The 26,724-nt window shown below is 56.4% G+C and carries 24 protein-coding genes and 2 pseudogenes; 12 read left to right on the forward strand and 14 right to left on the reverse strand.

Annotated features, from left to right (window positions below):
* Position 1 precedes the first annotated feature (1 nt).
* Positions 2-385, forward strand: a complete 384-nt coding sequence (locus HMPREF9696_RS22235; protein ID WP_157170043.1) for a 4'-phosphopantetheinyl transferase superfamily protein — start codon at positions 2-4, stop codon at positions 383-385.
* Between the two features lie 76 nt (positions 386-461).
* On the opposite strand, the gene HMPREF9696_RS19675 is transcribed toward HMPREF9696_RS22235, so the two are convergent.
* The 5 genes from HMPREF9696_RS19675 to HMPREF9696_RS19695 form a co-directional block, all read right to left on the reverse strand.
* A complete protein-coding gene (locus HMPREF9696_RS19675; RefSeq protein WP_002714806.1) occupies positions 462-1,997 on the reverse strand; it encodes a recombinase family protein in 1,536 nt (511 codons plus the stop codon).
* Entirely contained in the window at positions 1,987-2,472 is a 486-nt protein-coding gene (locus HMPREF9696_RS19680) for a DUF2924 domain-containing protein (RefSeq protein ID WP_002714807.1), read from the reverse strand. The genes HMPREF9696_RS19675 and HMPREF9696_RS19680 overlap by 11 nt, the downstream gene beginning before the upstream one ends.
* Positions 2,469-2,702, reverse strand: a complete 234-nt coding sequence (locus tag HMPREF9696_RS19685) for a DUF3489 domain-containing protein (RefSeq protein ID WP_245259245.1) — start codon at positions 2,700-2,702, stop codon at positions 2,469-2,471. Before HMPREF9696_RS19685 ends, HMPREF9696_RS19680 begins: the two co-directional genes overlap by 4 nt.
* 218 nt (positions 2,703-2,920) lie before the next feature.
* Positions 2,921-3,142 (reverse strand): hypothetical protein, encoded by a 222-nt coding sequence (locus HMPREF9696_RS19690; RefSeq protein ID WP_002714809.1) that lies wholly within the window; start codon positions 3,140-3,142, stop codon positions 2,921-2,923.
* 136 nt (positions 3,143-3,278) lie between these two features.
* On the reverse strand, positions 3,279-3,587 hold the full coding sequence (locus tag HMPREF9696_RS19695) for a helix-turn-helix domain-containing protein (protein WP_430642312.1): 309 nt from the start codon (positions 3,585-3,587) through the stop codon (positions 3,279-3,281).
* Positions 3,588-3,753: 166 nt separating this feature from the next.
* Between HMPREF9696_RS19695 and HMPREF9696_RS19700 the strand changes: the two genes are divergently transcribed.
* On the forward strand, positions 3,754-4,320 hold the full coding sequence (locus HMPREF9696_RS19700) for a hypothetical protein (RefSeq protein ID WP_002714811.1): 567 nt from the start codon (positions 3,754-3,756) through the stop codon (positions 4,318-4,320).
* Positions 4,321-4,334: 14 nt separating this feature from the next.
* On the opposite strand, the gene terL is transcribed toward HMPREF9696_RS19700, so the two are convergent.
* The 5 genes and pseudogenes from terL to HMPREF9696_RS21400 form a co-directional block, all read right to left on the reverse strand.
* The gene (gene terL, locus HMPREF9696_RS19705) at positions 4,335-5,732 is read right to left on the reverse strand and encodes a phage terminase large subunit (RefSeq protein ID WP_002714812.1); all 1,398 of its coding nucleotides are present in this window, start codon (positions 5,730-5,732) and stop codon (positions 4,335-4,337) included.
* Positions 5,729-6,163 (reverse strand): DUF5681 domain-containing protein, encoded by a 435-nt coding sequence (locus tag HMPREF9696_RS19710; RefSeq protein ID WP_002714813.1) that lies wholly within the window; start codon positions 6,161-6,163, stop codon positions 5,729-5,731. The genes terL and HMPREF9696_RS19710 overlap by 4 nt, the downstream gene beginning before the upstream one ends.
* Positions 6,164-6,167: 4 nt before the next feature.
* Complete coding sequence (locus HMPREF9696_RS19715) at positions 6,168-7,496, reverse strand: site-specific DNA-methyltransferase (protein WP_002714814.1); 1,329 nt, start codon at positions 7,494-7,496, stop codon at positions 6,168-6,170.
* 367 nt (positions 7,497-7,863) lie between these two features.
* Positions 7,864-8,541 carry a hypothetical protein gene (locus HMPREF9696_RS19720; protein ID WP_002714816.1) on the reverse strand — a complete coding sequence of 226 codons (678 nt, stop codon included), beginning with the start codon at positions 8,539-8,541 and terminating at the stop codon, positions 7,864-7,866.
* Positions 8,542-11,291: 2,750 nt separating this feature from the next.
* Positions 11,292-11,917, reverse strand: a pseudogene (locus HMPREF9696_RS21400) (transposase family protein); the annotation flags it as partial.
* Positions 11,918-12,357: 440 nt separating this feature from the next.
* On the opposite strand from HMPREF9696_RS21400, the gene HMPREF9696_RS19740 reads away from it, so the two are divergent.
* Positions 12,358-14,385 carry a carbohydrate porin gene (locus HMPREF9696_RS19740; RefSeq protein WP_002714820.1) on the forward strand — a complete coding sequence of 676 codons (2,028 nt, stop codon included), beginning with the start codon at positions 12,358-12,360 and terminating at the stop codon, positions 14,383-14,385.
* Between the two features lie 50 nt (positions 14,386-14,435).
* On the opposite strand, the gene HMPREF9696_RS19745 is transcribed toward HMPREF9696_RS19740, so the two are convergent.
* Together HMPREF9696_RS19745 and HMPREF9696_RS21410 are read right to left on the reverse strand one after the other, a co-directional pair.
* On the reverse strand, positions 14,436-15,176 hold the full coding sequence (locus HMPREF9696_RS19745; protein ID WP_002714821.1) for a flagellar hook-basal body complex protein: 741 nt from the start codon (positions 15,174-15,176) through the stop codon (positions 14,436-14,438).
* A gap of 140 nt (positions 15,177-15,316) precedes the next feature.
* Positions 15,317-15,643 carry a hypothetical protein gene (locus HMPREF9696_RS21410; RefSeq protein WP_081602422.1) on the reverse strand — a complete coding sequence of 109 codons (327 nt, stop codon included), beginning with the start codon at positions 15,641-15,643 and terminating at the stop codon, positions 15,317-15,319.
* Between the two features lie 216 nt (positions 15,644-15,859).
* Between HMPREF9696_RS21410 and HMPREF9696_RS19755 the strand changes: the two genes are divergently transcribed.
* The 3 genes and pseudogenes from HMPREF9696_RS19755 to HMPREF9696_RS19765 all read left to right on the forward strand — a co-directional run bounded on the left by HMPREF9696_RS19755 (position 15,860) and on the right by HMPREF9696_RS19765 (position 18,356).
* Complete coding sequence (locus tag HMPREF9696_RS19755; protein ID WP_002714823.1) at positions 15,860-16,684, forward strand: hypothetical protein; 825 nt, start codon at positions 15,860-15,862, stop codon at positions 16,682-16,684.
* 132 nt (positions 16,685-16,816) lie between these two features.
* A pseudogene (locus tag HMPREF9696_RS19760) lies at positions 16,817-17,915 on the forward strand (efflux RND transporter permease subunit); the annotation flags it as partial.
* Between the two features lie 81 nt (positions 17,916-17,996).
* Positions 17,997-18,356 carry a hypothetical protein gene (locus HMPREF9696_RS19765; protein ID WP_081602423.1) on the forward strand — a complete coding sequence of 120 codons (360 nt, stop codon included), beginning with the start codon at positions 17,997-17,999 and terminating at the stop codon, positions 18,354-18,356.
* Between the two features lie 230 nt (positions 18,357-18,586).
* On the opposite strand, the gene HMPREF9696_RS19770 is transcribed toward HMPREF9696_RS19765, so the two are convergent.
* Positions 18,587-18,994 carry a MerR family transcriptional regulator gene (locus HMPREF9696_RS19770; protein WP_040301646.1) on the reverse strand — a complete coding sequence of 136 codons (408 nt, stop codon included), beginning with the start codon at positions 18,992-18,994 and terminating at the stop codon, positions 18,587-18,589.
* A 221-nt stretch (positions 18,995-19,215) separates the two neighbouring features.
* On the opposite strand from HMPREF9696_RS19770, the gene HMPREF9696_RS19775 reads away from it, so the two are divergent.
* From HMPREF9696_RS19775 to HMPREF9696_RS19795, 5 genes are all read left to right on the forward strand, one after another.
* Entirely contained in the window at positions 19,216-21,807 is a 2,592-nt protein-coding gene (locus HMPREF9696_RS19775) for a heavy metal translocating P-type ATPase (RefSeq protein WP_002714827.1), read from the forward strand.
* A 124-nt stretch (positions 21,808-21,931) separates the two neighbouring features.
* On the forward strand, positions 21,932-22,681 hold the full coding sequence (locus tag HMPREF9696_RS19780) for a cytochrome c biogenesis CcdA family protein (RefSeq protein WP_002714828.1): 750 nt from the start codon (positions 21,932-21,934) through the stop codon (positions 22,679-22,681).
* A gap of 22 nt (positions 22,682-22,703) precedes the next feature.
* A complete protein-coding gene (gene lspA, locus HMPREF9696_RS19785) occupies positions 22,704-23,192 on the forward strand; it encodes a signal peptidase II (protein WP_002714829.1) in 489 nt (162 codons plus the stop codon).
* Between the two features lie 45 nt (positions 23,193-23,237).
* A complete protein-coding gene (locus tag HMPREF9696_RS19790) occupies positions 23,238-24,248 on the forward strand; it encodes a L,D-transpeptidase family protein (protein ID WP_002714830.1) in 1,011 nt (336 codons plus the stop codon).
* Between the two features lie 437 nt (positions 24,249-24,685).
* Positions 24,686-25,141: a class I SAM-dependent methyltransferase gene (locus tag HMPREF9696_RS19795; protein ID WP_245259275.1), complete on the forward strand. Its 456-nt coding sequence runs from the start codon at positions 24,686-24,688 to the stop codon at positions 25,139-25,141.
* 114 nt (positions 25,142-25,255) lie between these two features.
* On the opposite strand, the gene HMPREF9696_RS19800 is transcribed toward HMPREF9696_RS19795, so the two are convergent.
* Positions 25,256-26,167, reverse strand: coding sequence for a cation diffusion facilitator family transporter (locus HMPREF9696_RS19800; protein ID WP_002714832.1), 912 nt, complete (start codon positions 26,165-26,167; stop codon positions 25,256-25,258).
* A 139-nt stretch (positions 26,168-26,306) separates the two neighbouring features.
* Here HMPREF9696_RS19800 and HMPREF9696_RS19805 point away from each other — a divergent pair, with 139 nt between their 5' ends.
* Entirely contained in the window at positions 26,307-26,696 is a 390-nt protein-coding gene (locus tag HMPREF9696_RS19805) for a hypothetical protein (RefSeq protein WP_040301648.1), read from the forward strand.
* Positions 26,697-26,724: the final 28 nt, after the last annotated feature.

Genomic DNA, 26,724 nt, shown 5'->3' on the forward strand with positions numbered 1-26,724 from the left:
AGTGGTACTAGCAAAGAGGCTTGTTCCAAACGGAACAATAAGTGAACAAACGGCATATTTGCGGTTTTCAGGCAAGGAGGCTTGCTTCAAAGCGCTGGGTACCGGGCGGACCGCCGAGATCAACTGGCACGATATCGAGGTTCTGCAAATCGGCCGTTCAGCCTCCTGCGGCTGTCGGGTGGGGCTCTTCAGGAGTTGCAAGAACTTGCGCCCGCCGGCTATGAGCCTGTCCTGCATGTCGCTTGCTCCGTCGGGGAGGGATCGCCGACGCCATCGTCACGATTTCAGCCGTGGTGCAGCGATGAGAAATCGCTGCTGGCGAAGCCAGACGGAGCGCGAAAATACTGGAGCAAACTTCAGCGCTGTTATGGGTAGGTTGACCTAGCTGAACGCCGCTAGCGTCTGTCTGAGAAATAGCTAGGAAGAACTCCATAGCATTGGATCTACGAACCCAACTTAGATCAGAATCTCAGCGCCATGCATTGGTCGGACCATGCCAAGGGCAGCGTTTTCGGAATCTGCGCCAATGATAATGTTGCTGGCTGGTCGCCGCTGAGAATGGCCGCTGTTATAGTGGGTGCCATGAACGCATAGCGCAATTCCTGCCGCACCAACTTGGGATGCAGTTTGACCGAGGCGGCCAGTGCCTCGGCAGTGGCAAACTTTCTATTCTGTAGATCACGCAGCCATGCGTGGGCTCGAACAATGGCCTGAACCAATTTCGCATTAGGCTGGCATTCGCCGTCGGCCTCAGTGATCGTTGCCGAACCCGGTTGGCGCAGCTGCCAAGGGATCGCGAATTTGCTCGATCGGATTTTGGCCGGCGGCGTGGTGGTAACCCTGATGATGCGGCTGCTCAGTTCGGCGCGCGCGACATAGCTGTCGATAACAGTTGCATTCAACACAGCCTTGTCGAGTTTCAGCCGTTCACGCAACGCGTTGATTATAGTCGACTCGATGTCAGTTGCCGCGACGCGCGCCATGGAGCCGGCTTCCAGTTTTCGTCCACGCAGCAAAGCCGAACTGACATAGAACTTGTAACGCACGCCGTTCTTGGACGAAAAGCTTGGGCTCATTGCGTTGCCGCGATCATCGAACAGTTTGCCCATGAGAAGTGCGCCGCTTTCCGATCGCTCTATCTTCCTTTTGTTGGTGCCGGAGGCGAGCAGTTCTTGAACTTTGTTGAAGGTCTTGCGGTCTATGATTGCCTTGTGCTCGCCCGGATACCATTTTCCGCCGTGGCCGGTTTCGCCAATGTAGATCCTGTTTTTCAGGAAGTGGGCGAGGGGACCATAGGTGAACGGAATGCCGCCGTTGAACTTCTTGACCTTGGTATTCCGACGCTTGGTGACGATGCCACGCTTATCGAGATCCGCTACGAGGCGACCGAACGATTGCAACTCAACGTAACGCCGAAAGATAGTCCGGACAGTTTCAGCTTCAGTAGAATTGATGACGAGCTTCTTGTCTCGAGCCTCATAACCGAGCGGCACCGTACCGCCGGTCCACTTCCCTTTCCGACGAGAGGCAGCGACCTTGTCCCGGACGCGTTCAGACGAAAGCTCGCGCTCGAACTGGGCAAATGACAGCAGCACGTTGAGGGTCAATCGACCCATCGAGGTCGTCGTGTTGAACTGCTGAGTGACGGCTACGAACGAAATTGATCTCGCGTCAAACGCTTCCACGAGCTTGGCAAAGTCAGCCAGCGAACGGGTGAGGCGGTCGATCTTGTAGACCACGACAACGTCGACCTTACCGGCGTCTATATCCTTGAGCAGTTGCTTGAGGGCAGGACGCTCGAGGTTGCCACCGGAGAAGGCCGGATCGTCATAGGGCTGCGTGATTACCTTCCAGCCAAGTGATGCCTGGCTCTTTATATAAGCCTCGCAAGCTTCCCGTTGGGCATCGAGCGAGTTGAATTCCAGCTCAAGACCATGCTCAGTGGATTTGCGGGTGTAGATGGCGCAGCGCAGGGTTTTGGGAGCGTTACTTGCCATGGGCGGACTCCTGAGACTTGGAGCGCAGCCCGAAGAACCGCGGTCCATTCCAGTTGGTGCCTGCAATCAGCGACGCGATCTCAGAGAGACCCGCATAGGTCTTGCCGTCATAGGCAAAGCCGTCTGGACGAACCACGACGCGGTAGGTTTTACCCTTCCATGTCCGGACCAGTTCCGAGCCGGGCTTGATGCGGCGCGGCAGCTCCAGCCGCCCGTTGGGCTTGGCAGCCATGGCTTTCACAAGCTGGTCGAGCAGGCGCTTGGTCGGACCGGACAATCTCCCATAGGCTTTTTCCTGAATCCGATGGGCAATGCTCCTGCGCAGCAGGTCCGGACCGAAAGCCCTTGGCGGATCTGTTCGAAGCACTTCTCGGTAACATCTGCGCAGTTCGACGATAGGGGCTGTTGCCAGCCGATCGAGCTCTGCTTCTACGGCTGGATCGGCTGGCTTCATGGAGGAGGTAGCTTGGATCATTTCGCGGTACTCGGTTTCGCGATCCGGTAGACGCGCTGTCCATCGGTCTTGACCGAGGTTAGGTTCAGCTTGAGTTTTTTGCGCACGGTTCCAGCGAAGAAGCCGCGCACCGAATGTTGCTGCCAGTCGGTTGCCTTCATGATGGCGGCGATGGTGGTGCCGGACGGCGCGCGGAGCATATCGAGGACCTTGTCCTGTTTGGACACGGCCACGTTCGGCGTCTTCAGCATTACCGGCTTCTTCGGCGCGACGGGCGGCAGAACTTTTCCGGCGGATTTTGTCGGTCGCTTTGCTGCCGGTGTGGATTTACGCCCGGTCTTGCGAGGGGGCTTTCGATTGCTGGTGGGCATTTCGGTTCTCCTGCTTCAACGACAGCATCATGTGCCGCCACTGCCGCAAGCCCGTCGTTCGCAGACGGGCCGAGAACCTTTCGTTTGGAGAGAGAGCTTTACTCGCTCGACAACCGGTTGAGCAGCGAAGCCGCATCCTGCAAACGGCCGGTCTCATAGAATATCTGTTCGAGATCCATCGAAACTCTTACGCCTTCGGCGACACTGCCGGCCAGCGCGCAGGCCTCGGCGGCCTTGGCAATCCGTGCGGCCTCGCCAAGGCGAATGCCGATCTCGATAAGGATTAGGCCAATTGCCTGTTCTGTAATTTTGCGGTCCATCATTCTGCCTCCGATTTACGGCGACAGTGACGCTCCACGTGCTGGGGAAGTCGAGCGGAAACGCAGCAATCTAGTGGCTCTTATCAGCCGGTCCGGATCACAAAATGATCCGAAAAGAAGCCCAAAGCTGCACGACTTATTTGGTCGGACGCTTTGAGGCGGTCTTGGGCGAGCCCTTTCCCCCAACGTAGTCCTTAAACAGCTTCACAGGATCGGCGCCAAGCGCGCGGGCGATAGCAATGAACTCAATGACGTCGAGGCGGCGCTCACCGTTCTCATATTTGGCGACAAAGGATTGAGGTCGGCCGAGTTTCTTGGCCAAGGCCTGCTGTCGAACATCCGCAGCTTTCCGCACTGCGACAAGCAGGTCGATCAGTCGGGCATAGTCCGCGGATTTGAGGGTCTTTTGCATGCGCCGCCAGGGCCGTGAATCGGCGGCGCACAATTTGATCCCAGAAACGGATTATCCCAAAATAGGATCAAAAATTAACCCTGACCTGCTTCCTTCGCTACCAAACGACCTTTGGACTGGATGTCGATGTGCAACGAAGCCACTAGCGGCTTGGCGTTTCAGGCTGTGTGAGCGCGGCAATGGAGTTAAGGGTTTGTCGATGGCAAATGATGTGACGGTGTCCTCCGGGCGAAAGCAGAGTGAGCAGCAGGCCGCTTTACAAGTCCAAGAAACCCTCGCTGCGCACTTTCCTGACTACACGGTCGAAACGGGTAAAAGCCTGCTCTACAAGATCGAGGTAGATCCGTCCGGCCAGCTGAGCCATGAGAGCGCTGCAAGCCCGATGCGTGGGCAGAACGCATTTCAGACGGACATTCTGATCACAAAAGATTCAATTCCGCTCGTTGTCATCGAGCTCAAATCTGGTTCTTTTACATCGCATGACGTCATTACCTATAGCTTCAAGGCAGCGCGGCATAAGCAAATCTATCCCTATCTGCGGTATGGCTTTGTCGTCGTGGGGTTGGACGGGCTTGGCCGTCGATTCGTGACTCACAATGAGGGGTTTGACTTCGCGATGGCTCTTCCGGATAGCACGACCATCGAGACCGATCTTGTCGCGCTGGTTCGTCGGCAAATCGCGGGCGCGGAAATATTATGCGATCTGATGCGTTCCGATCGGATCAAGATCCTGCGTTATGAAGAGACTGTCGAAATCGATCGATAGACGGCGGCTCGCCATCATCCGACCCAGGAAAGGGTCGTATCATATCCCCAGGTCTTGAACGCAAGCGCCTGGCTGATGCTATCGACGATGTCATCAGTCTTGCCCTGCGGGAACCTAAGGAGCTCGGATTCGACTTCCGCGAGGAAGTTCGCCGTGCGGGGGAATAATACCATGCCGGCTTCGAACTTCGCCTGCTGGACGTAAAGGCGACCGATCTTGTCACGTTCAATTGCCACGGCCTTTACTGGGTAGCTGCCAAGTTGCTTGAGTTCTTGGGCCAACGCGATGCCGGTCGAGGCATCCTCGATCAGAATCCGGTCAGGCTTAAAGCGGTCGGCGAGGGCGATGACGGTTTGTTTAAGGCGGGGATATTCGTAGCGACCACGCGTGACATCCATCAGGTAATATCGCTTATCGACCACCATCCACGTGGTGCAGACGCTCCAGTCATTCTGAGCGCCGTCCTTGGCAGCCGTATCCCAAGACTGGACCACTTTGGCCTTGTAGGTGCGCTCAGGCAATTGATCGTAATACTGTAGCCATTGGCGGTGGATCATCGCGCCACCGTCAGGTACCGGGGATTGTTGATACTGAGCACTGAAGATAGCGGAACCCATTTCTGAGCGAAGCTTCTCCAAGGTTGAGAGAGTCTCGTATTGGGGGTGAAGGGCTTCGCCAGCCCGGCGCATGTGAAACTCGCCGTCACCGATGGCGATTTTTTCCTCCACCTCGGCAATGGCGGGCAGGCTCAGTATGGTCCTATCGTTGGAATTTTCGGCGAGGAAACCCGTCAGATCATTAAGATGAACCCGCTGCATGACCAGAATGATGACACCCGTGGCTTTGTTGTCGAGGCGCGAGAGCAAAGTGTTTGTGAACCACTGGTTCAGGGAGTTACGAAGAGTGTCGGATTGCGCATCCACTGGCTTTTGCGGGTCATCCAGAATGAACATATCGCCGCCGAGGCCCGTCAAAGTTGCCGAAACGGAAGTCGATCGGCGAAAGCCGCGTCTGGTGGTGAAGACATCGGAATCGGCGATCCGAGCGACGCGCATGCTCGGAAATGTTTTTCGATACCAATCGGACTGAACGATCGCTCGAAAGTCGGCTGCATGTTTGGCCGAAAGGTCGTTGCTGTAGCTCACACCAAAAATCTTCATTCGAGGATTATGCCCGAGCAAGAACGCCGGCAGAATCACAGACACCGTCAAAGACTTCAGGTATCGCGGCGGCATGTTGAGGATCAGACGGTTGACCTTGCCGTCCCGAATGCGTTGGAGCTGGTGCGAGATCGCTTTGATGTGCCAATTCGGCAGGTATTCGGCACCTGGATTGAGCATTAGAAAGCAGCGATGGAGGAAGCTCTCGAAATCGTTGCGCAGGATAGAATAGAGGAGGTCTTGATCCTTCATCGCTCCTTCTCCTTTCCACCAAGCGTGGACTGGAAATTCCGCAGATAGGCATCAAGAACGGCCTTATCGTCAGGATTGACCTCCGACTCGGCGCTCGCTGTAGAGGCAATCGCGGCCAGCCGGTTCAGCACGAACGCTGCGCTCTTGGTGTTGCCCTTGAGCGAGTCCTCCGCGAGCTTGTGAAAGATTCCCTCCAGAATAGTGATCTTTCGAATCCGCCCGTTCTGTCGGATTTCGATTTTACGATTCAGGAGCTCCATAAGGATAGTCGCCTCGCTTTTAGCCCCCTTCGGACGACCTTTTGGATTGCCGCTTTGGCCTGGCTTGAATTGTCGAGAACGAGGCGGCTTCCCATAGCCAACGTCATCGTCGCTCGGCTCCAGCCGTACCCGCTTCCGGAAGACACGCTCAATTTTTGGGATCGATGCCATTGTGTTAGATCCTTACGCGTTTGAGAGCAGGGGAGGCGGACCGCTCTGCGGCCACCTCGTCGAAGGTTTGGCCGGTGGCCTCTAGGATTGCGTCGCGTTTGGTGAATTCCTGCCAACGGCGGATCGCAACATCGATGTACAAAGGGTCGATTTCGATGCCGTAGCCGCGCCGACCGACCTTTTCGGCAGCAAGAATGGTGGTGCCGGATCCCATAAAAGGATCGAGCACAATGTCGCCACGACGCGAACAGTCCCGCATGGCGTCGGCCACCAGGGCAACGGGTTTGACCGTTGGGTGAACGGTCAGCTCGGCGAGGCGATCTTTGCGGAACGTATTGACGCCGGCGTACTCCCAGACGTTCGATCTGGAGCGGCCAAACTTGCCGAGTTCGATATTGTTCTGGTGGCGGCCAGTGCCGTTCTTGAACACAAGGATTAGCTCATGCTGGGAGCGGTAGAAGCTGCCTTGCCCAGCGTTTGTTTTGACCCAAGCGATCATGTTTTTGAGCTCAGTGAAAGCTTCTTCGCCGGCCGCAAGGCACTCGCCAACGTGCCGCCAGTCCATGCAGCAGAAGACGATTGAACCGTCCTCTAAATACCGAGCGGCCAAGTGCATCCAGCTGGCAAGGAATTCGGTGAACTCGGCGCGCGACATCTCGCCGGAAGCGGAGGCAAACTCGCGGTGCTTGGTTTTCCCGCGACCTTGAACGGAGCTAATCCTGACGTTGTAGGGCGGGTCCGTAAAAGCCATGACGGCACGGGCGGTGCCCATCAGCTTTTTGACATCTCCGGGTTCTCTCGAATCCCCGCACAACAGCCGATGTTTCGACAGCGTCCATAAATCACCAGGTCGACTGATGGCCTTGGCTTCTACCTCGGGTACGACATCGCCAGGTTCACGCTCAGAATCGAGGTGATCGCTCATCAGGCTGTCGATCTCAGCAGCCTCAAAGCCGGACAGTTCGATATTGAGCTGGCATTCGGGAAGCAGAACCGCGAGTTCGCCAAGCTCCGCTGCGAGAACGGGATAATCCCATCCCGCGTTCGTCGGGATTTTGTTGTCCGCGATAGTAAGGAGGCGTTTCTTGGCATCGCTTAGGCCCGACATGACGATTGTCGGCACTTCCTTCAGCCCAAGCTCAAGCGCTGCGAGATACCGGCCATAGCCGCAAATGATAACGCCGTCTTCGTCGATCAAGATCGGATAGGTCCATCCGTAACAGAGGACCAAGTTTGCGATCTGCCGAATTTGCTTTTTGGAGTGTGTTCTTGTCTTCCGTTTAGGCGCTCGCAATGAGCGCACAAGCATCATGACGACGCGGTCGTGGGTCACAGTGAGCTCCTTTCATTTCGAAGGGAGCTCTTACATCCATCATTTTTTTGCTGAACGCATCAACCGCGATCAATGTGAGATTGTGGCAAAAAATTAAGATGGCTTTCGAAGGGTTTTCTTGCGACGGCGGCGCTTCTCATGTTCGCCGTTGATTTGGTCTAAGTAATCTTTCACCACGCTTGCCCTACACGGACCATCAATGATTCCTTTCGCCGGTCCCCGATCGGCTGCCTCACGCGCCCGACGCTTCATATTCTCGATTGCACGCTTAGAGACTGTGAGAAAAATCGTTGGCATCGTAGGCCTCCGTTGCATGGAAGCTAATGATGTCACCGGCGTCGTTGTCGGTCAGCCGCGGCGATCAAACTCAAATTGTGGCACGGCGGGGGCGCGCCTTTTTATGACGAATTCCGAATTTGCTTAAGGTGTCGGAGATCTTTTGCTCCGATACGATTTTGCTGTTGGGATTCTGCTTGAGCAGATCGCCCTGGATCACCTTCAGATACGGAACATTATCCAGGTCTCGAAGAGCACTGTAATTGAGAAGGTTCAACTCGCGCGCGATCGAAATGAAATCAGGCCCTTGAGAGCCAGCCGGAACAGCGTAACACCGATCCTCCGCCTTAGCCGATGAAATCGTCTGATGGACGATCCGCCAATCGAGGTCGGTGATAACGTAAGGAAGCTTTGCCGGAATAACCTGAACCGCGCGGACAATCTTGCCGTCGGTTCGGGTAACGTTTCCGGCGATGTCGACAGCGGCGTTGTCCAAGACTACGGTTTCGAATTCGATTGCCTGGTCCTCGTGTCTCGCCTGACTTGTCTTTGAACTACGCAACCATGCTGTAAACGCATGGTTATCTTGCCGTTCGAAATGGATTCCAGTTAACGTCACGATGTCCTGCGAGGGCAGTGGCAAGCCCGCACATATTATTCTGGCTTGATCGTTGGGTTGAAATTTCGCCTCATCGACGAACGCGTCGATCGCTTCGGCGACTGAAAACAGGTAAGATTTGCTCTCGCTAAGGTTTATCTGGATCGTCATGTTGACCTCCCACAAACTCATCTATTTAGGTGCGTGTCGCTTTTCGGAGTCAAGGTCGTTTTCGGCAAGCTGTGAGTTCCGCAACCGGCGTTATTCGCGTAATGAGCGGTTATGGAACCAAGCTAACGGCCTTAAAGGATAATCCAGCGTTTGTGTTTTAAGCGACCCCGGTCGGACCTCTTTGCCGAGCGCTTCACCTGCTTAATCTGCGCAATTTTACGGGCAACATTGAGACAGCGTGATGATTAACCTCGGATAAGCGGACGGAAGAGTTAGCACCCGAGCTTCTTCAACGCGCAACGCTCGAACGGATGAAACGCGAATGGCCGCGATGGCTCCTGCTAAGACGCTTGAGAGGTTGCGTCATCAAGAGCGGATAGAACTGTGTCATAGGTTGCAGATGTGGTGCCGCAATCCGTAACCGCAAATGGAAGCCTTGGCACAGGCCATGCGGCGGCGAATTCGTGACCGTCAAATATCTGCGGCGATCACCCGCGTGGTCTTTGCGAGGCGCCCTTTGAGCGTCGAGAGCTTGTCGGTGAGCTCCCGGAGTGTCTGATCGGAGAACGAGGTTATCAGCGACCGCCTGCCGGGAAAACAGATTCGCAATTTTCTTGTGGGTCGTGTCGGTGAGCGACATTAGGACGACTCGCGCATCGTCCTTGGACGCGACGCGGCGCACGAAACCATGTTCTCCAAGATTTTGGTCGGAGCGTGTTCCGGTACGCTGTGGTAACGCTCAGAGCACCGCTGATTCCAACGTATGCACTCTGTGGCGCCCTGTTAAAAACGCAACGTGACTCACATCGCCCGGGTGTTACGGACGAACGCCGCCTTGGGGGCTTAATGATCGCTATCGAAGAATATGACGGATGGCCTACGCGATAGCAAAATCAGCGCGGCTGACACGTCGCAAAATGCATCGTGTGCAGCATGAAAAAAGCCCGCATTGCTGCGGGCTTTTATTCTTTTACCGGTGTCCACCACCACCGCTGTGTGCACCGCCGCCAACCCCGATGGTAACGCTCGGACCGCCTCCACCGTGACCTCGTCTATTGCCATAACGGGGCGCGTGGCCAGAGCTACTGCGGTAAGAATGGTTCGGACGTACAATACGCTGGACACGGTAATTACGCCCGTGCCGATCGCGTGAACTAAAGTCAGTGGACTGCGTCACGTCCGTTGAGGCATTCGCCTTTACCGAATTGTCTGCGGCGTTTGCCGCGGAGCCTCCAAGCAGCATAGCTGCACCGAGGGCCATTGCGATAGCAAAACTTTTCATACAATCAACTCCTATATGTGTATGAGACAATCGTCGATCACTTCGAATGTTCCGACATGCGGCGTTAATTCGAGGACGGGTACTTGAATGACTGTTCATATTGCTCAATGGACCTGCACGAAAAAGCCCGCACTTCTGCGGGCTTTGCTTCTCCAGTTGTCAGTGGTGGCCGCTGTGGTGTCCACCGTGATGACCACCGTGATGTCCGCCTCCGAAGCCAAATCCGATGCTGGGTCCACCGCCGTAGTAGTAAGGCTGTGGGGCATAGTAAGCCTGCGGAGCATAGTAGCCATAGCTCCCACCGTGGGGGCGAACGTGTCTGTGGCGTGAGTGATGACGATGACGCCGATGCTGCGAACTGAACTCGGCAATCTGCGCAGTATGGGCTGCAGCCTGCGCCGTCACTGAGTTGTCTGCTGCGTTTGCGGCGGAACCGCCGAACAGTGCAGCTGCACCGACGGCAAAATAGCTAACTTTTTCATTTCCTCACTCCATTGATAAGCATGTAAAATCCTAATTGCCGCAGAAGCTCTCCGTTCCAGCGCGTCACATTAAATTTGCGATCAGTCCTTGAACATCCATTCATATTGATGAACGCATCATTGTGTTGGTGAGCGTAACTTGCGATGACGCTGCCCTGGATGTCTTTCTCTGTCTCGAAGCCAGTCAGCCATCCCGGTACGACCTACCGTCTTGGCTTAGGGGCTCCTTGCACCCAACTTTGGCCTCGACGATAGCCGTACTGTCTCGGTTGTTCTAACGAGAGGGCACCTCGGAAACGGGGTGTCCTTTTCGTTTTAATCTTTGCCGCTGTTCGCCGCCAAGAAGAGCTTGGAAGGTTGCGGCCTGCGTCGAGTCACTGCATTGCCGATGCGCCAAACGTCGCCAGGCTGAGTAACAGCAGGGCCGGGGATAACCGGCGGCACTGCGTCGGCCGAATCGTCGACATTAGCAGATAGCTCGCCGATCAATACATCGATCTCAGGCGGCTCTAAGTGATTGGTCTACGATAGATAGCTGGCTCACGACGAGTGCTCCCTGTTTATGGAGCTTCGCCAAATGAAAAAGCGCATCTCCGGACAAAATCCAGAACCACGCCATCGGCATCACGCGTCAACGGGTACCTCTTAAGGCGGATCTAGCACATGTTAGGTGTTCCGCTTGGCAGGCAAGATGCGTTCAGCTGGTAACGCAGCTTGCCTCAAGAGCGCGAATATATAACTTTGTCATCTTTCATCCATCGCGCAGGGAGTTTCATGAGATGCCAGGTCTATTCACGGTTATTGGCAATCTGAAATTCATGATGTGGTCGTCCACAATGCTAGCTCAATGATCGTTGGCCCAACCGGATGCTGTCGCCGACATTTAGGGAAGTCACGATTTGCGCCGGTTAGAAATGTCACTCGGTCGGGAGAGCCGCCTTTCTATGGTTGGGGTTGAGTTTTTCGCGCCGGGTGATCCGTCGGCTCTAGCCGACCTTAAATATGTGGTTCTTCTGGCCGCGCCGGCGCGGCGCCTTGGCCCAGCGGGACATGTCGAGCTGCTTCTGCTGTTCAGCAACGTAGGCGAGGATCGGGCCCAAGCGGTTGTTCTCGACAATCGCAGCCTGGTTGACCTGCGGACGCTTATCGAAAGTGCGGTACTGCAAATCGACGCCGTTGTGCCGGATCGCCAGCCGCCCGTCGGGATAGTCGATCACGGTGACCCCGCTTGCGCGCCCGCGACCGCGCGATCCCGGTGGGCTCGAGCATAAACAGCATCTGGTCGTACTGCAGCGTCAGGTTCATCGAGACCGAGCGCTCTTCCTTCCAGGCGAAGACATCGTCGAGATCGTCATGCGCCGCGACGGACGATGGATATCGCGATTGTCGAAGCGCCCGCGTTGTACGTCTCCAGGAATGCATTGCCGACCAGGATGGTATCGATGCCGCACAACCGCATCTCCTTCACCAGCCGATCCTGCAACGTGCTATGGGCCCGTTCCACGCGGCCCTGGGTTGAGGAGTTGGCACAAATGATGTCAATGTTCAGCACATGCAGCGCTCGGCCGAACTGGGTCATGCCATCGCCGGAGGCAGCATCCTTCCTGTTGACCAGCCGGACATTGAGGATCGAGACAAGCGACTTGAGTGGTTGAATTGAAGTACCAACGGCCTAGGGCAAGGCCGCGTGTCGTGAGCCCCTGACGGGAGGGCGCGCTGAGGCCGTAACCGGCATCCGCTAGCACACAGCCGAAGCGCATGTCAGTCTGCACTTTGGCGCGCTCGTAGTTTGGTGTCGCCGGCGGCGGTATGAGAAGCCTTGGATTTGAGACGCTCCTCCGCGCCGTCTCCATGACCAGCTTTTCCCAGGCCGGAGGCGACCACTAATTTCAGACGAGCGACGTTACGCGACTGCCGCAATGCGATGGCTGGCCGGTCCCAAAGCAGCAACTTGTTGCTATCCATTCGCAAGAATTTTGTTGCAAGTGGTTCGCAACAAGTATTTGATAGTCATTCGCAAGTAACTTTTACGACTAGGAATGGCGGCATTTTATGACGCTGCGAGGCCAAAACGTCATCATCGAGACGCGTCGCGGCGCGAATAGCTTGAAAAGCCTGTTCGCCGGGATCGTGCTCGGGGCGCTGTCGCTCGATGCCGCTCAGGCGGCCGACGTGTCTGCCACGCCGGTCAAGGCGCCGCGCGTTGAAACATACTTCGACTGGACCGGCCCTTATATCGGCGCCCATATGGGGTACGGCTGGGGGCACTCCAGCGCGACGCTGTTCAATCCGCTGCCATCGACACTCTCCCATTCCTACAACGGCATCAATGGTGGCGTGCACGTCGGGTACAATGTCGTCTTGCCCTCGCGGGTTTTGCTCGGCGTGGAGGCCGACATCACGTTTCCAAATTATATCAACTCCAACGCGGTCGTGTCGTCTCCAAGAGCGGCCGAGTCCGGTCTGACCGAGAAGATGGATTACGTCGGGTCCGCCCGCGCGCGCATCGGTTACGCCGGACAATCCTGGATGGTCTATGCGACCGGTGGATTCGCTTGGCAGGGCACACGCTTTGCCAGTGACCTGTCGGGCGGACTGGAAGAGAAAAATATCCAGCTTCGCACCGGCTGGGCTGCCGGTGCCGGATTCGAATATGTCGTCGACCCGCACTGGACGGCGCGGCTGGAATATCTCTATTACGATTTTTGGTCGGCCGACGTTCGGCTGCCATCGGGAGCCCGCTATGCCTCGACGCTGGATTTTCAGACGCTTCGTTTCGGCCTGAACCGCAAAATCGACTGGCCCGGCAGTACCGAACCGCGATTGGCAGCGACAAAGGCCGCGCTCTCATCGGATATTTGGGAGGTCCACGGACAGACCACGTATCTGTCGCAGGGCTATCCCGGATTTCATGCTCCGTATAGCGGCACCAATAGTCTGACGCCCGGCCGCCAGTCTCAGGCGACATGGAGCAATAGCCTCTATCTGAATGCCCGGCTGTGGGAAGGCGGCGAAGTCTACTTCAACCCTGAATTGCTTCAGGGCTTCGGCCTCAGCAATACCGTTGGCTTTGCCGGCTTTACCAGCGGCGAGGCGCAAAAATCGAACTTCCCTTATCCGCGCTTCAACCCGTCGAGACTATACCTGCGCCAGACATTCGGCTTCGGCGGCAAGCAGGAAGAGTTGCCCAGCGGCCCCGGTCAACTCGCTGGGAAAGCGGACGTCTCACGGCTGACGCTGCAGGCCGGAAAATTCGCCGTCCCCGATGTTTTCGACGGCAATGCCTACGCCAAGGATCCCCGCAAGGACTTCATGAACTGGTCGATATGGGCGCCGGGCGCGTTCGACTATTCCGCCGACAAGGTCGGCCTGACATATGGCGTGACGGCCGAACTGAACCAGAGATACTGGGCGCTGCGCGCGGGTTATTTCCTGATGGTTTCGGAATCGAACTCAGGCAATTTCGACATGAAGGTGTTTCAGCGCGGCAACTACATCCTCGAGTTAGAAACGCGCTATTCGCTGTTTTCGCAGCCGGGGAAATTCCGCACCATCGCCTGGCTCAACAGTGCTTATTCCGGCAGTTACCGGGACACCTTGAACGATCCGGTGCTCAATCTCGACATCAGCCAGACGCGCCGCGGGCGGATTAAGTATGGCTACGTGTTCAACGTCGAGCAGGCGATCACCGACGATATCGGCGTATTCGGCCGGTGGAGCTGGAACGACGGCAAGACCGAGATTATGGTCTTCACCGACATCGACGCCAGCCTTGCATTCGGCGCGTCGATCAAGGGCACCTCATGGGGAAGGCCGGACGACGTCGTCGGGATCGGCGGCGCGTTCAATGCCCTATCGAAGGACCATCGCGACTTTGTCGCGGCCGGCGGCCTCGGCGTGCTGATCGGTGACGGGCAAATCAATTACCGGCAAGAGAAAATCCTTGAGGTTTATTATGCGCTGGCCCTCAACAAGCAGATCACGCTGACCGCCGACTATCAGTCCATCACTAATCCGGCGTACAATGCGGACCGCGGCCCGGTATCGGTGTTCTCAGGCCGCCTGCGCGGAGAATTTTGACGTCGTCGTGCCCCAGTCAAAAGCAGCCGGCCCAAGTCAATTCAGGCCAGCTAATCGGGTACATCAGCCAGCCTGTTTAACTCAGTCACATCCTGTGAGCTTTTCAACAACTTGCTCACCATTTCGTAAGCTTTGTTGATTTCGGCCAGTCGGCTTATCTCGACGGTTGGCTGGACATTGGATTTCTCTACCATACCCTGCAGTACCTTCGCAGAGCCATCCGAAATTGCAGCCGGTGCAGAGTCCGATCGAAACAGATTTCCGCCGACCGCATGCAGATTGCCGCGTTCTGGAAATTGGACCAGCCGCAACCGGCCCAGTTCGCCCAGCTTGGTCGAAATCCGCCCGCTTGCATCGATACTGATGCTGTCAGCTTGGGTGGGCACTGTTACAGCGCCATTTCCAGCTTGAACTGTGTGGCCCTCCATGGTGACCAGCCGGCCCGATTTATCAAGACTAAATGATCCGTCTCGGGTGTAGCGCTCTCCCTGAGGGGTTTGGACGACGAAATAGGCATTTCCGTTGATCGCCAGGTCGAGCGGATTCGTTGTGATCTGCAGCCCCCCGGGCGAATCCGCCGTAAATCCAAATGCAGCGTCTACCAGAGAGAGGGGACGTTCGGGTTTGATGCCGACGACCTGATTGCTTTCTGGTTTGAGGTACTCTTGAAAGGAAAGATGCTGAGCACGGAAGCCGGTATTTTCGACGTTCGCAATGTTATTTGCTGCGACGTCGAGCTGACGCCTGAGAACCACCAGGCGCGAAAGATGGATAAGCGTGGTCTCGCCCACGGCGGCCCCTTTTCACGGCGAATCAAATTAGGTCTACGGCTTGGTACGATGCCGCCTTCGCGACGCAGCACAATGCGACATCTTGGGTGTACGGCCAGCGCTCACCACTCGGTTCCCGTGTCCAGGCGCGCTCTGCGAACTCAGTGATGGCCGTGGTGCCCGCCATGGCCACCGAAATGATGGCCACCGAAATGGTGGCCACCGTGATGACCAAAGCCAAAGGGTATGAATACAGGTGGTGCGTAACCGTATCCATAGCCGTAATAAGGATTAACACGATAACGTCGATGCGCGTAGTGCCTATGATGACGATGCCGGCGCATATGAACCGGCTGCACTTGCTCGCTCGCAGCAATACTTCGCGCTTCTATGGCGGTCCCGGAGGCCGGTAAGGCTGCTGCGGGAGTTACGGCTGCGACACCACTCAAAAGAATAACGCCGGCCGCAATCGTGATGATGGTTTTCATGGCAACGTTCCCTTAGTCGGTCGAGAGCAATCATGAATCCCGCAAGAGACATAAATTCTGTCACGTCCTGCGTGCCAAATCAATTCCCGTGCGGTAGTAGCTATCACTCCCTCAATGCCCGTTTATGGCAAAACGTACACGCGACAAAAGGTCCACCTTTTTGCGAGAAAGAGATGGTCTTTATAAAGTCCCATTCGATCGCAAAGGTTCCGCATTATGAAATGGATCAACGGGCATCACGAGTTGAAGAAGCTTAAGTTATTCTTCCTCGTGGCGGGATTGGTCGTCGCGATCAGCGCCATCAAGGTGTTTGTTCACTGGATGCAGTTCGAATTCGTGACGCTGAGCACGCTGTTGACCAGCGCAATCGGCGGAGCGATTTTCATCATTGGCTTTCTCCTGTCGGGCGTTCTTTCTGACTACAAAGAATCTGAGCGGTTGCCGGCCGACATTCGCGTGGCATTGGAGGCAATCCATGACGACGCTGTCTGTTTTGCCGAGAAGTGCCCGGATTTCAAAGTCGGTCCGCTGCGAATAATACTCGGGAACATCCTTATCGTCTTGCAGAGGGGGCTTGGACACGAGGGAGCCCACAAGGATCTGCGGCCAGCTATTCTCGAAATCGACAAGCTCACCCCGATGGTTGCGCAAATGGATGTCCTGGGCATGCCGGCGAATTTCATCGTGCGGCTGCGCGGCCAGCAGGATCAACTGCGCAGATGCGTCTTCCGGATCTATCACATTCAAAGCATGCAATTCGTGCCTTCCGTGTACATTTTGGTGAAGACGTTGGTTGCAGCTATCGTGCTGCTTTTGCTGTTCTTGGAGACTGAAGGCTCGCCCGGTACGGCGCTGATTTTTGGCTTCATATCCTATATGTTTGTATATGCGCTTTATCTCATCGAGACGCTTGAGCAGCCGTTCCGCAAAGATCATGACTCGCTCGACGATGTCAGTCTGTTCCTGCTACGCGAGTTCGGAGATAAATTGGACGGATGTAAAGATGAGAATCTTGCCAACCGGCCCGTCGCCGGCCCGTGATATCGCAATGGTCGATCCGGCGGCCGGCGACTTCGTGCAGGTCGGGGGCCGGCAGGCCAGTTTCAGATGCGCAGAACCGACTCCGCCGTAACCTGCTGCCAAGTCGGCGCTTCAGCGCATCTTATCACCCACATCGAGAAAGCGGCGGATGAGATTCCCGGCAGCAGTTATGCAATCTCGCAACTCATTCAGCGCCGATTCAACGAGTTAATTTCTGGCGTTCGCGCGGATGTGGCGGTCAAGATATTCGGCGACGACCTGAACGTTTTGGCGCAACTCGGAGGTCAGGCGCAAGCCGTCTTACAGACGATCGACGGCGCTGCAGACGTCAAGACGGAGCAAGTGTCCGGATTGCCAATGCTGACCGTCAAGCTCAACCGGCAGACGCTGTCGCGATATGGAACCAGTGTCGGCGACGTCCAAAACCTGGTCGAGATCGCGGTCGGCGGAAAAAGTGCCGGACTCGTTTTCGAGGGTGACCGGCGCTTCGATCTTGTGGTCCGGCTTCCCGAATACCTCCGGTCCAATGTCGAAGCGATCAGATCGCTGCCCGTTCCGTTGCCACCACTGGAGAATCAGGCCAAGGCGATGCCAGCACTTTGGGGAATTCTCTGCTTGCGCAGATCCGCTATGCCCCGCTGTCCTAGCTTGCTCAAATCGACGTTGCACCGGGGCCAAATCAGATCAGCCGTGAAGATAACGGCGCATCGTGGTTTCCGCCAACGTACGGGGACGAGACCTGGGATCGTTCGTCGGTGGTGACGCGCAGCGGCAGATCGGAGAGAAGGTCAAACTCCCAGCTGGTTACTGGATCGGGTGGGGCGGCCAGTTCGAGCAACTGGTTTCCGCGACACAACGATTGACTATCGTCGTTCCCATAGCGCTGCTTTTGATCTTCATCCTGCTGTTCATCAGTTTGGGTTCGGCCGCCGACGCACTCCTAGTCTTTAGCGGCGTTCCGCTCGCTTTAACCGGAGGCATTCTAGCGCTTCTGTTGCGAGACATCCCGCTCTCGATCAGCGCTGGTATTGGCTTCAGCGCCTTGTCCGGCATGGCCGTACTCAATGGCCTAGTCATCATCACCTTCATCGAAAAACTACGCGAAGAAGGACGCGCCCTGATCGATGCTGTCCGCGAAGGGGCGCTGACGAGGTTGCGGCCCGTACTCATGACGGCACTCGTCGCATCGCTGGGCTTCGTGCCCATGGCGATCGCAACTGGCGCCGGCGCTCTACGTTTTGTTTCGGCGTGAAAACAGCGAGAGGGACGAACGACTTCAACTCCCGCACAACGGAGTTGCAACAGAAAATACATCGCAATCATTGTTCTTTCCCTCATCTGGTCGGCGCCTGCATCCGCGCAGCATTCCCATGGAAGTCAAAAGGGACCAAATGGCGGACAGATGGAGGATGTCGCAGGAGTCGAAGTCGAACCGGTGACATCCGGCAGCACCATCACGATCAACGTTTTTGACGAAGGCAAAAAGTCGGTTTCCACAAAAGGCTTCACGGGCGCCGCACTTATTGCCATCGGAGCGGGGCGCAAGACGGTCACACTTGCGCCATCGGGAGAGAACGCGTTGAAGGGCGAGGCCAACCCCGATTGCGGGGGCGCGACGATCACGCTGACCACGGCCGAGGGCAAATCAGGTCAGGCAAAGTTCAAGAAATAGGACTTGAGCAAGGAGATGATTCATGGCGATAGGTTCAGGATTGGGTCCCATCGGCCCAGAGGACCAATCATCGATCGCAAGAATATTGGATTGGCCCTCATAAGTAGGAACAGTGCCATCGCAGGTGCTCGGTGATCCATCACAATCGCGGTGGTCGAAGGCCGCTAGGTATTCGCAAAATCGCGGGCTGCGCACTGCAAGTAGGCAACGTTCGTACATGCCTTCTGCTTTCACTGAGCCGGAGCCAACGCTTCGATGATGCGGCAATCGGCAATCGTTCCACAACTGCACTGATTGATCACGCTATCCAGCTCGGCCCGGAGGGCCCTTAGGTCCGTGATCTTACGATCTACCTGTCTTAGATGTTCTCGAGCAATTACGTCGACAGCTTCACAGGATCTCCGCTTTTCGTCGGAAAGGTCGAGCAAGTTTCGTACCTGGCCCAACGTGAAACCCAGTTCCCTCGCCCGACGTATGAAACTTAATCTGGCCAAATGTTCCGGCGCGTATGATCGGAAATTACCCGTGGTGCGACGGGGCGCCGGGATAAGGCCAATGTTCTCATAGTACCGTATCGTTTCGACCTTGGTGTTAGTCGCCTTGGAGAGGTCGCCGATTTTTAGGAGTTGCACGGACATGCGCCCTTGACCCTCTAGTTGCTAGAGGGTGTATATGAGCGGTCACGTCGAAAAAGTCGAGGTGACAAGTGACAGATTTTTCCGTGCCTACAAGCTCACGGGTATTCCGATTCCAAGTTCAAGGCCTTGATTGCCAAAATGAGGTTCGCGTCCTCAGGGCTGCCCTCAGTCCTATAGTCGGTGGCGACGAGAGTCTCTCGTTCGACATCAAACACGGACTAATGACGATCGATGCAGGCGTCTCAAGTTTGGACGCAATTCTTGCGGCGGTCGCGGCAACTGGCATGACAGCGACGTTGCGGGCCGATAGCCCGACGACCGAACCGCTCTCTTTCCGCGTGACAGGCCTCGATTGCCAAAACGAGGTTCGTCAACTCAAGAGTGCGGTTGGTCCGCTCATAGGTGGCGAAGATAACCTCTTCTTTGACACGAAGGCCGGTCGTATGGACGTTACGCCAAGTGTATCGGTGGCAACTGATGCAATTAAGGATGCAGTCGCAACCACTGGTATGGTCGCGGAACTGTTACGTGACCAAAAGCTGCCATTGAGTGTGCCAGCGGCGGACCCTTCTTGTACTGGTTGCGCCAGCGACCTTGCACTCACCCCTCTCGTACCTGCCGCGATCCCAGGCGAAGCTGTGTTCAAAATCCATGGCATGGATTGCGGAGACGAAGTCGCCGCTCTCAAGCGCGAAGTCGGGCCGTTGGTCGGCGAGGACAGGCTTGTATTTGACCTCATCAACGGTCGGATGTCCGTGAGCGGCAATCCGGACGCAACCCTCGCGGCCAGCATTGAGAAGGCCGTGGCGCGGACGGGCATGCGTGCGGAACCGTGGAGCGAAGGCCCGAAGACCGAAGGTGCACATGCCGAGGACCGCAGGCGACATACCCAATCGCTTCTGACCACAGCGAGCGGTCTACTAACTGCAATTGGCTTTGCCATTCATGCTACGTCTGCGGGGAGCGTGCTTGCAGCGCTCAGCGAAACTCCGGGGGTGTTCGCGCCTGCTCCAATTGCCGCCATCTTGGCGTACGCATTGGCCATTGTCTGTGCGATTAGATATGTTGCACCGAAGGCCCTACTTTCCGCGCGACGTCTGCGGCCCGACATGAACTTGTTGATGGTCATCGCCGTCGTGGGCGCGGTTGCCATTCATCAATGGTTCGAGGCGGCCACCGTCTCATTCTTTTTCGCGCTTGCCCTGGCGCTGGAGGCGTGGAGCCTTGGGCGCGCGCGTCGGGCCGTAGCAGCGCTGATGGAACTGGCTCCAGCCGTTGCACGCGTGAAGTTTGCAGGCGGAACGGAGAAGGATATTCCCGTCGCGGCGGTGTCAATCGGTGCTCACATCGTTGTACGGCCTGGCGATAAAATTCCGCTCGACGGAATCGTCCTGACCGGTGCAAGCGAAGTGAACCAAGCTCCCATCACCGGCGAAAGCGCCCCCGTCTCGATATCGGAAGGTTCTGTGGTCTACGCCGGAACCATCAATGGCGAAGGTGCGCTGGAAATCGAAACCACAAAGGGTGCGCAAGACACCACGCTCGCCCGCATCATCAAAATGGTGGGCTCCGCGCAAAGCCGCCGCGCGCCTTCCGAGCAATGGGTCGAACGCTTTGCCCGAATCTATACGCCGAGCGTCATGGGGCTTGCGGTGGCGGTGTTGATCATTCCGCCGCTTATATTCGGCGGAGCATGGGACGTATGGTTTTATCGCGCCCTGGTTCTTCTTGTCATCGCGTGCCCCTGCGCGCTCGTCATCTCCACTCCGGTCAGCATCGTGGCGGCTCTGGCTGGTGCAGCAAAACAAGGCGTGCTGGTGAAAGGCGGCGTGCACCTCGAGACACCGTCGAAACTCAAGGCAATCGCCATGGATAAAACCGGCACGCTGACGCAAGGCCGCCCCAAAGTCGTTGAGCTCGTCACCTTCAACAATCACAGCGAGGGCGAACTGCTAAAGTTGGCGGCTGCCCTTGAAGCTCGCAGCGAGCATCCTTTGGCCCACGCGATCCTTGAAAAAGCGGCCGAAGCCGGTATTGCGGCGGTCCCCGCCAATGGGGTTCAGGCAGTGCGCGGCAAAGGTGTTGTAGGACGCATCGGCGCGCAAGAAGCTTGGTTAGGTTCTCGTCGTTTGATCCAAGAATACGACAGGCTTTCGAATTCGGCCGAGGCGCTTCAAGCCGCCGATGCTCTTGCAATCGCTGGACGCACCGTTATCGGCGTTGGAGATGACCGCGAGATCTGGGGGCTGATTGCCGTCGCCGATGCGGTGAGACCCGAGGCCAAGCGTATTGTGGCCGACCTACACGCGGCAGGTATCGAGCGCGTCGTGATGCTAACTGGCGATAACAAGGCCACTGCCGAAATGATTGCGCAGAAAACTGGCGTCGATGAGGTGCACGCGGAGCTCTTGCCCGAACAAAAGGTCGAAGCTGTTGAAAGATTGGTCGCGCGGTACGGCCATGTCGCTATGATTGGAGATGGCGTGAACGACGCTCCCGCGATGGCTCGCGCCAACGTTGGCATCGCCATGGGAGCAATCGGCTCTGATGCTGCCATTGAGACTGCAGATATTGCGCTCATGCAGGACGATTTATCGCGCCTGCCTTGGCTCATTGGTCATTCCAAGGCCACCTTGGCGATCATTCGGCAAAACATCGGCTTTTCGCTTGCTGTCAAATTGCTGTTTACAGGTCTGACGATCGTCGGATGGGCCTCGCTTTGGGGCGCCATCGCAGCCGATGTCGGGGCCTCGCTGCTGGTCGTGCTGAACGGGCTACGACTATTAAGCCGCGACCAGTCAGCTCAGACGTAAATCTATCGACGAATAGCCGTAGCCGATTGCCTCTGACTGCAGACGCGGAACGGTGTGCTCTCACTAAAATGAGCTGGTGGATGAAGGTTCTCAGGTTGATAGATTCGTTTAAGGCCATACACCGATGACGCTCGACCTTTCCGTCGTCGGCATTGTCACGACGTTCGCGGCTGGAGCGGTCTCGTTCCTATCGCCGTGTGTCCTTCCCCTGGTGCCGGCATACATCTCATATGTCGCAGGTCAAAGCCTCCCACCGGCGGACGGCGATCAATCGGTCCCGGCTCGGCAGCAGCTTCGCGTACTGTTTTTGAGTGTATGCTTTGTCCTCGGATTTACGACGATCTTTGTGGCACTCGGTGCCGGCGCCAACGCCTTGAGCTTGGTGCTCGCAGTTTACCGATACCAAATCAATATACTCAGCGGCGGGCTAGTCATTCTGTTTGGTATCTTTACGACAGGCCTCTGGCGTCCTGATTGGATCGAGCGCGACACGCGCGTGCAAATCGCACGGCCGGGCACAGGGCCGGTCTCTGCCTATCTCCTCGGTACTGCATTTGCGTTTGGATGGACGCCCTGCATTGGTCCGGTCCTTGGCGCAATCCTTGCGGTCGCGGCTTCGTCTTCCTCCGGCGCGAGCGGTGTGGCGCTGCTTGCCATTTACTCTCTCGGCCTTGGGTTGCCGTTCGTTCTGGCGGCGCTTTTTTCCAGCAGCTTTGTCGGACGCTTGGGAAAATTTGGACGCGCCGGTCGCATTTTGCAGCTAATTTCAGGATTCGTGATGATCGCTATGGGAGTTGCAATGATAACGGGTCATCTAACTGACGTTGCGATCTGGTTCATGGAAACTTTTCCGATGCTGGGCCAAATCGGCTGAGCAGGCGCGCAGGTAGAGTGTGATGATGCGAGCAACACTAGCGCTGGCTGCAACGTGGTACGTGATAGACCAAGCCACCAAATGGTGGATACTCAATCATCTCATGAATCCGCCAGCGGCGATCGGCATCACGCCGCTTTTCAACTTTGTGCTGGGCTGGAACACCGGAGTTAGCTTTGGGCTGTTTGGAGCCCTTGGCGTTCCGGCGTGGATTTTCGCTGCATACGCGATCGCGATTTCCGCCGCCCTTTTGGTCTGGCTGGGTCGCGCTAACACCCCATCCGTGCGTGTTGCCATCGGCTTGGTTGTCGGTGGAGCGCTGGGGAATGCTACGGACCGCCTACGGCACGGTGCTGTGCCGGATTTCTTGGATTTTCATCTCGGGGATTGGCACTGGCCGGCTTTCAACATGGCCGACGTTGGAATTGTCTGCGGAACATCTCTGCTGATGATGCATTTCGTCGGACATCGTAGCAGCGCTGACACCGCAAGCGCACGACAAATTCGCTGATGTTTGTAAGCGCGGCTTTCACTCTATAACGCTTCGGAGTTCGAATTGTCGAAGATCATCGCCACACTTATGGTTTCAGTCTTTCTCCTGGGATGTTCGACGCCTCAGTTTGACGCTGCTAAGCATCTGCGGCCGATACCCACCGTCTTATTGTCAGACATGCAGGCCAAGGGAATGACCTCGTCAGACCCGATCTTGGTGCGCATCTTCAAACAGGAAAATGAACTTGAAGTGTGGAAACGTGAGAGCAGCGACCGTTACGCTTTGCTGAAGACGTACGGCATTTGTCGATGGTCCGGCCAGCTAGGTCCAAAGACTCGGGAAGGAGACCGTCAGGCCCCCGAAGGATTTTATCTCGTTACGCCTAGGCAAATGAACCCTCGCTCGGAGCTCTTTCTTTCATTCGATCTGGGATTTCCGAACGAGGTCGATCGGGCGCACGGTCGATCTGGACGCCATTTGATGGTGCATGGTGAATGCACTTCGAGCGGATGCTACGCGATGACGAATGATGGGATGGCTGAAATATATGCGCTTGCGCGGGAGGCATTCGCCGGCGGCCAAAAGGCCATCCAGGTTCAAGCATTGCCGTTTCGCATGACGGCTGAGAATCTTGCCAAATACCGTGCCGATCCAAATTTTGCATTTTGGACAAACCTGAAGGAAGGTTCAGATCATTTCGAGGTTGTGCGTCAAGAGCCTAGAGTTGACGCGTGCGGCGGAAACTACGTTTTCAATGCGAGCGCCGCTCGCGGCCCGCTTCAGGCCTCGCGACCTTGTCCCGAATTATTGTATGAACCAGAGACAGCGGCACTCGTTGGAGAAAAGCAACGCAACGATACCCAACAGGTAGCTCAGCTCGTGCGCGCTGGCACTGGTGCATTTAAACGCGTTTATCTCGATGGAGACATGCACAAAAGTTATCGGCGCTTATTGGGCGCGGCACCCTCATCATATGCGAGCTTCAACGTCGCCGAGGTCAGTCGGCTGGAGGCGTTAAAGGGAGAGCCGCTAGAAATGCCGGTCACCTCACCTGCATTGGTTCGCGAGCGTTAAGATGGACGACCAACTCTCAGCTTTCGTTTGCAAACGCTCCAATGGCTTTCACCTCTCGCGAGCGAAGCCTCGGCTGTGTTCATGACCGGAAAGGATATCCTGAACAATGACGCTGCGATCATGGGTGGCACCAACACATAGTCAACGGCCAGATATATGGAGATACTATTCTTGTCCAGCGAACTCCCTCCGGCGGACAACAATCAAGCGCTTGCCGGGGACACATGCATGCTGGCGGTCAAACTGACATGCCTATAACTCGCCCTTCATCACTCATGAGTTCGGTGCGTGTTCGCTTGCTCATGTTCGTAAGTAAATGGGGCTATCGGTTAACGATTCGGGCGCGAAACTGGCGTGAGCCGCTGATACAGGACGCAGCGCTACGTTCAGGCGAGCGAGTCTTGGAGGTGAGCGCGGAGGGGTGCAGCTTGTGCGAGGTGCTTGCACGTCAGCATCCCGCAGTACGTTTTTCTGCCGTACAGCCTGCGGGATCAAGCACGGGCGTCCGCGACCCCTTAAGCAATCTCGAGCTTTTGCACGGGGATCAGTATTGCATCGGTTGCCATGCTGCATCATTCGACAAGGTGATCTTATCGCTCGCGCTGCATCCTTTGCGGCAGAGTGATAAGGTTGCCCTCCTCAAGGAAATAAGGCGAGTATTGCGGCACGGCGGTACACTGCACATTGCCGACTTCGACCAACCGCTGCACCCGCGAGAGATCCACGCGCTTCGCGGCACCGGCTACTTGTTCGGTTCTGAGACCGCGAAGTCCCATCTCGACGGCAGCTGGTTGCACTTAATCAAGAAGACAGGGTTTGATGGTGTGCGTCGCGTGAACACCGTTTCCGAGATAGTCGGCCGCATCGCCATAATCCGCGCACGCCGCAGTTGAGCCAGTGCGGTGCCGAATATCTTTCACTCGCTATTTCATTCCGGAATCAGACTGATGCAATGGCTGATCCGGCGGCAGGCAACTTTGTGTAGGTCGGGGACCGACAGGCCAGCTTCAGATGCGCAGCAAAGGCTCGGCCGTTCGCATTTCCTCGTCCTCAATCTGAATCGTCACATGATCGATCTTGAATTTCTCCTCGAGAACGGCCTTTGCGTTCATCAGGATTGCCCGTGCGTCTTTCATGTCGGTGACAACCACGTGGCCGGTCAATGAATCCGTTCCGGATGTAATGCTCCAGACGTGCAAATCATGAACGGCGGTCACACCGGGAATTTCCAGCAATGCTTTTTCAAGTGAAGGCACATCAATTTCGATCGGAACCCCCTCCATTAGGATATGGACAGCTTGCTTTAACAGCGTCCAGGTTCGGGGCACGATAAACAGGCCGATGCCGGCGCCGATGATGGGATCGGCCAAGGTCCAGCCGGTGTACATGATGATCAGGGCGGCGGCGATCACCCCCAGCGAACCGAGCATATCGCTGAGCACCTCGAAATAGGCACCCTTGACGTTGAGGCTTTCCGAAGAGCCCGCCGAAAGCAGCTTCATGCTGATGAGATTGACGACAAGGCCGACCGCGGCGACGGCCAGCATCGGTCCGCTGAGAATTTCGGGCGGCGACAGAAATCGTTTGTAAGCCTCGTAAAGAATGTAAACCGTGAGCAGCAACAGCACCACGGCATTGGTCAATGCGGCGAGGATTTCAGTGCGCAGATAGCCATACGTCTTTTGTGAAGTTGCGGCCTTCTGGGCGAAGTAAATTGCAAATAAAGCCAGAGCTAAGCCGCCGGCGTCGGTTCCCATGTGCGCGGCGTCGGCGATCAGCGCAAGGCTTCCGGTCCAGATCCCGCCGACGATTTCGGCGGTCATGTAAGTCAAGGTCAGCGAGAGCGCTATATAGAGAGGTTTCCGGTGTCGGCCAGCCGCCGATGGGATAGTTCCTCCGTGCGAATGACCTTCACTCATGTATGGGCCTCAAAGTATAGTCGCAATCGACTGACTGGACCACCGCTAGGGTAATTTCGGGTGAAAATCAAACTCCGGAGAAGATGATTTCAGTCAATTTGTGATAGTGTTCAGCAACGGAATTTGCTATTCGGACCATATGGAACATCGGACCAGCCGGAATCTATCTGATCAGCGAGCGCTGCGCGTTCGCCCCGCGCTGGTGATGTTTCTGGCGTTCGTTTATCTTTTTGTTGGACTGGCCCATGCGACCGCGCATGTGAACGAAACGATCGCAGGTTTCAAGGTCATTCCAACAACGATTGCGCTTGAAGCGAGTTTGGCAACGGACGGTCTCGACGACGGAAACTCCGAAAAATTGTCCGCCGGCGGTGAGTATTGTCAAGTCTATGCACCGATTTTAGTGCCGGTCCTGGCCCGGGTTGCTACTCCTTCGGCTCAGCTTATTGGGCCACGATTCAGGGAACCGACGCTCCTGGTCGAAGACCACCCCCGGCTCGACACGCCACCCCCCAAAAATCTGATCTGAACGTTGTCGTAGCGACGCGGCTCTCTCG

The sequence above is a fragment of the Afipia clevelandensis ATCC 49720 genome, assembly GCF_000336555.1.
Lineage (GTDB): Bacteria > Pseudomonadota > Alphaproteobacteria > Rhizobiales > Xanthobacteraceae > Afipia > Afipia clevelandensis.

Coding starts and splice junctions, on each gene's coding strand:
- terL (WP_002714812.1), bottom strand. CDS start 5,732: ATGAAGGATCAAGACCTCCTCTATTCTATCCTGCGCAACGATTTCGAG.
- HMPREF9696_RS19700 (WP_002714811.1), top strand. CDS start 3,754: ATGGCAAATGATGTGACGGTGTCCTCCGGGCGAAAGCAGAGTGAGCAG.
- HMPREF9696_RS19680 (WP_002714807.1), bottom strand. CDS start 2,472: ATGATCCAAGCTACCTCCTCCATGAAGCCAGCCGATCCAGCCGTAGAA.
- HMPREF9696_RS19805 (WP_040301648.1), top strand. CDS start 26,307: ATGGAACATCGGACCAGCCGGAATCTATCTGATCAGCGAGCGCTGCGC.
- HMPREF9696_RS19685 (WP_245259245.1), bottom strand. CDS start 2,702: ATGCTGAAGACGCCGAACGTGGCCGTGTCCAAACAGGACAAGGTCCTC.
- HMPREF9696_RS19720 (WP_002714816.1), bottom strand. CDS start 8,541: ATGACGATCCAGATAAACCTTAGCGAGAGCAAATCTTACCTGTTTTCA.
- HMPREF9696_RS19675 (WP_002714806.1), bottom strand. CDS start 1,997: ATGGCAAGTAACGCTCCCAAAACCCTGCGCTGCGCCATCTACACCCGC.
- lspA (WP_002714829.1), top strand. CDS start 22,704: ATGATGCGAGCAACACTAGCGCTGGCTGCAACGTGGTACGTGATAGAC.
- HMPREF9696_RS19690 (WP_002714809.1), bottom strand. CDS start 3,142: ATGGACCGCAAAATTACAGAACAGGCAATTGGCCTAATCCTTATCGAG.
- HMPREF9696_RS19755 (WP_002714823.1), top strand. CDS start 15,860: ATGAAATGGATCAACGGGCATCACGAGTTGAAGAAGCTTAAGTTATTC.
- HMPREF9696_RS19710 (WP_002714813.1), bottom strand. CDS start 6,163: ATGGCATCGATCCCAAAAATTGAGCGTGTCTTCCGGAAGCGGGTACGG.
- HMPREF9696_RS21410 (WP_081602422.1), bottom strand. CDS start 15,643: ATGAAAACCATCATCACGATTGCGGCCGGCGTTATTCTTTTGAGTGGT.
- HMPREF9696_RS19770 (WP_040301646.1), bottom strand. CDS start 18,994: ATGTCCGTGCAACTCCTAAAAATCGGCGACCTCTCCAAGGCGACTAAC.
- HMPREF9696_RS19740 (WP_002714820.1), top strand. CDS start 12,358: ATGACGCTGCGAGGCCAAAACGTCATCATCGAGACGCGTCGCGGCGCG.
- HMPREF9696_RS19775 (WP_002714827.1), top strand. CDS start 19,216: ATGACGATCGATGCAGGCGTCTCAAGTTTGGACGCAATTCTTGCGGCG.
- HMPREF9696_RS19780 (WP_002714828.1), top strand. CDS start 21,932: ATGACGCTCGACCTTTCCGTCGTCGGCATTGTCACGACGTTCGCGGCT.
- HMPREF9696_RS19800 (WP_002714832.1), bottom strand. CDS start 26,167: ATGAGTGAAGGTCATTCGCACGGAGGAACTATCCCATCGGCGGCTGGC.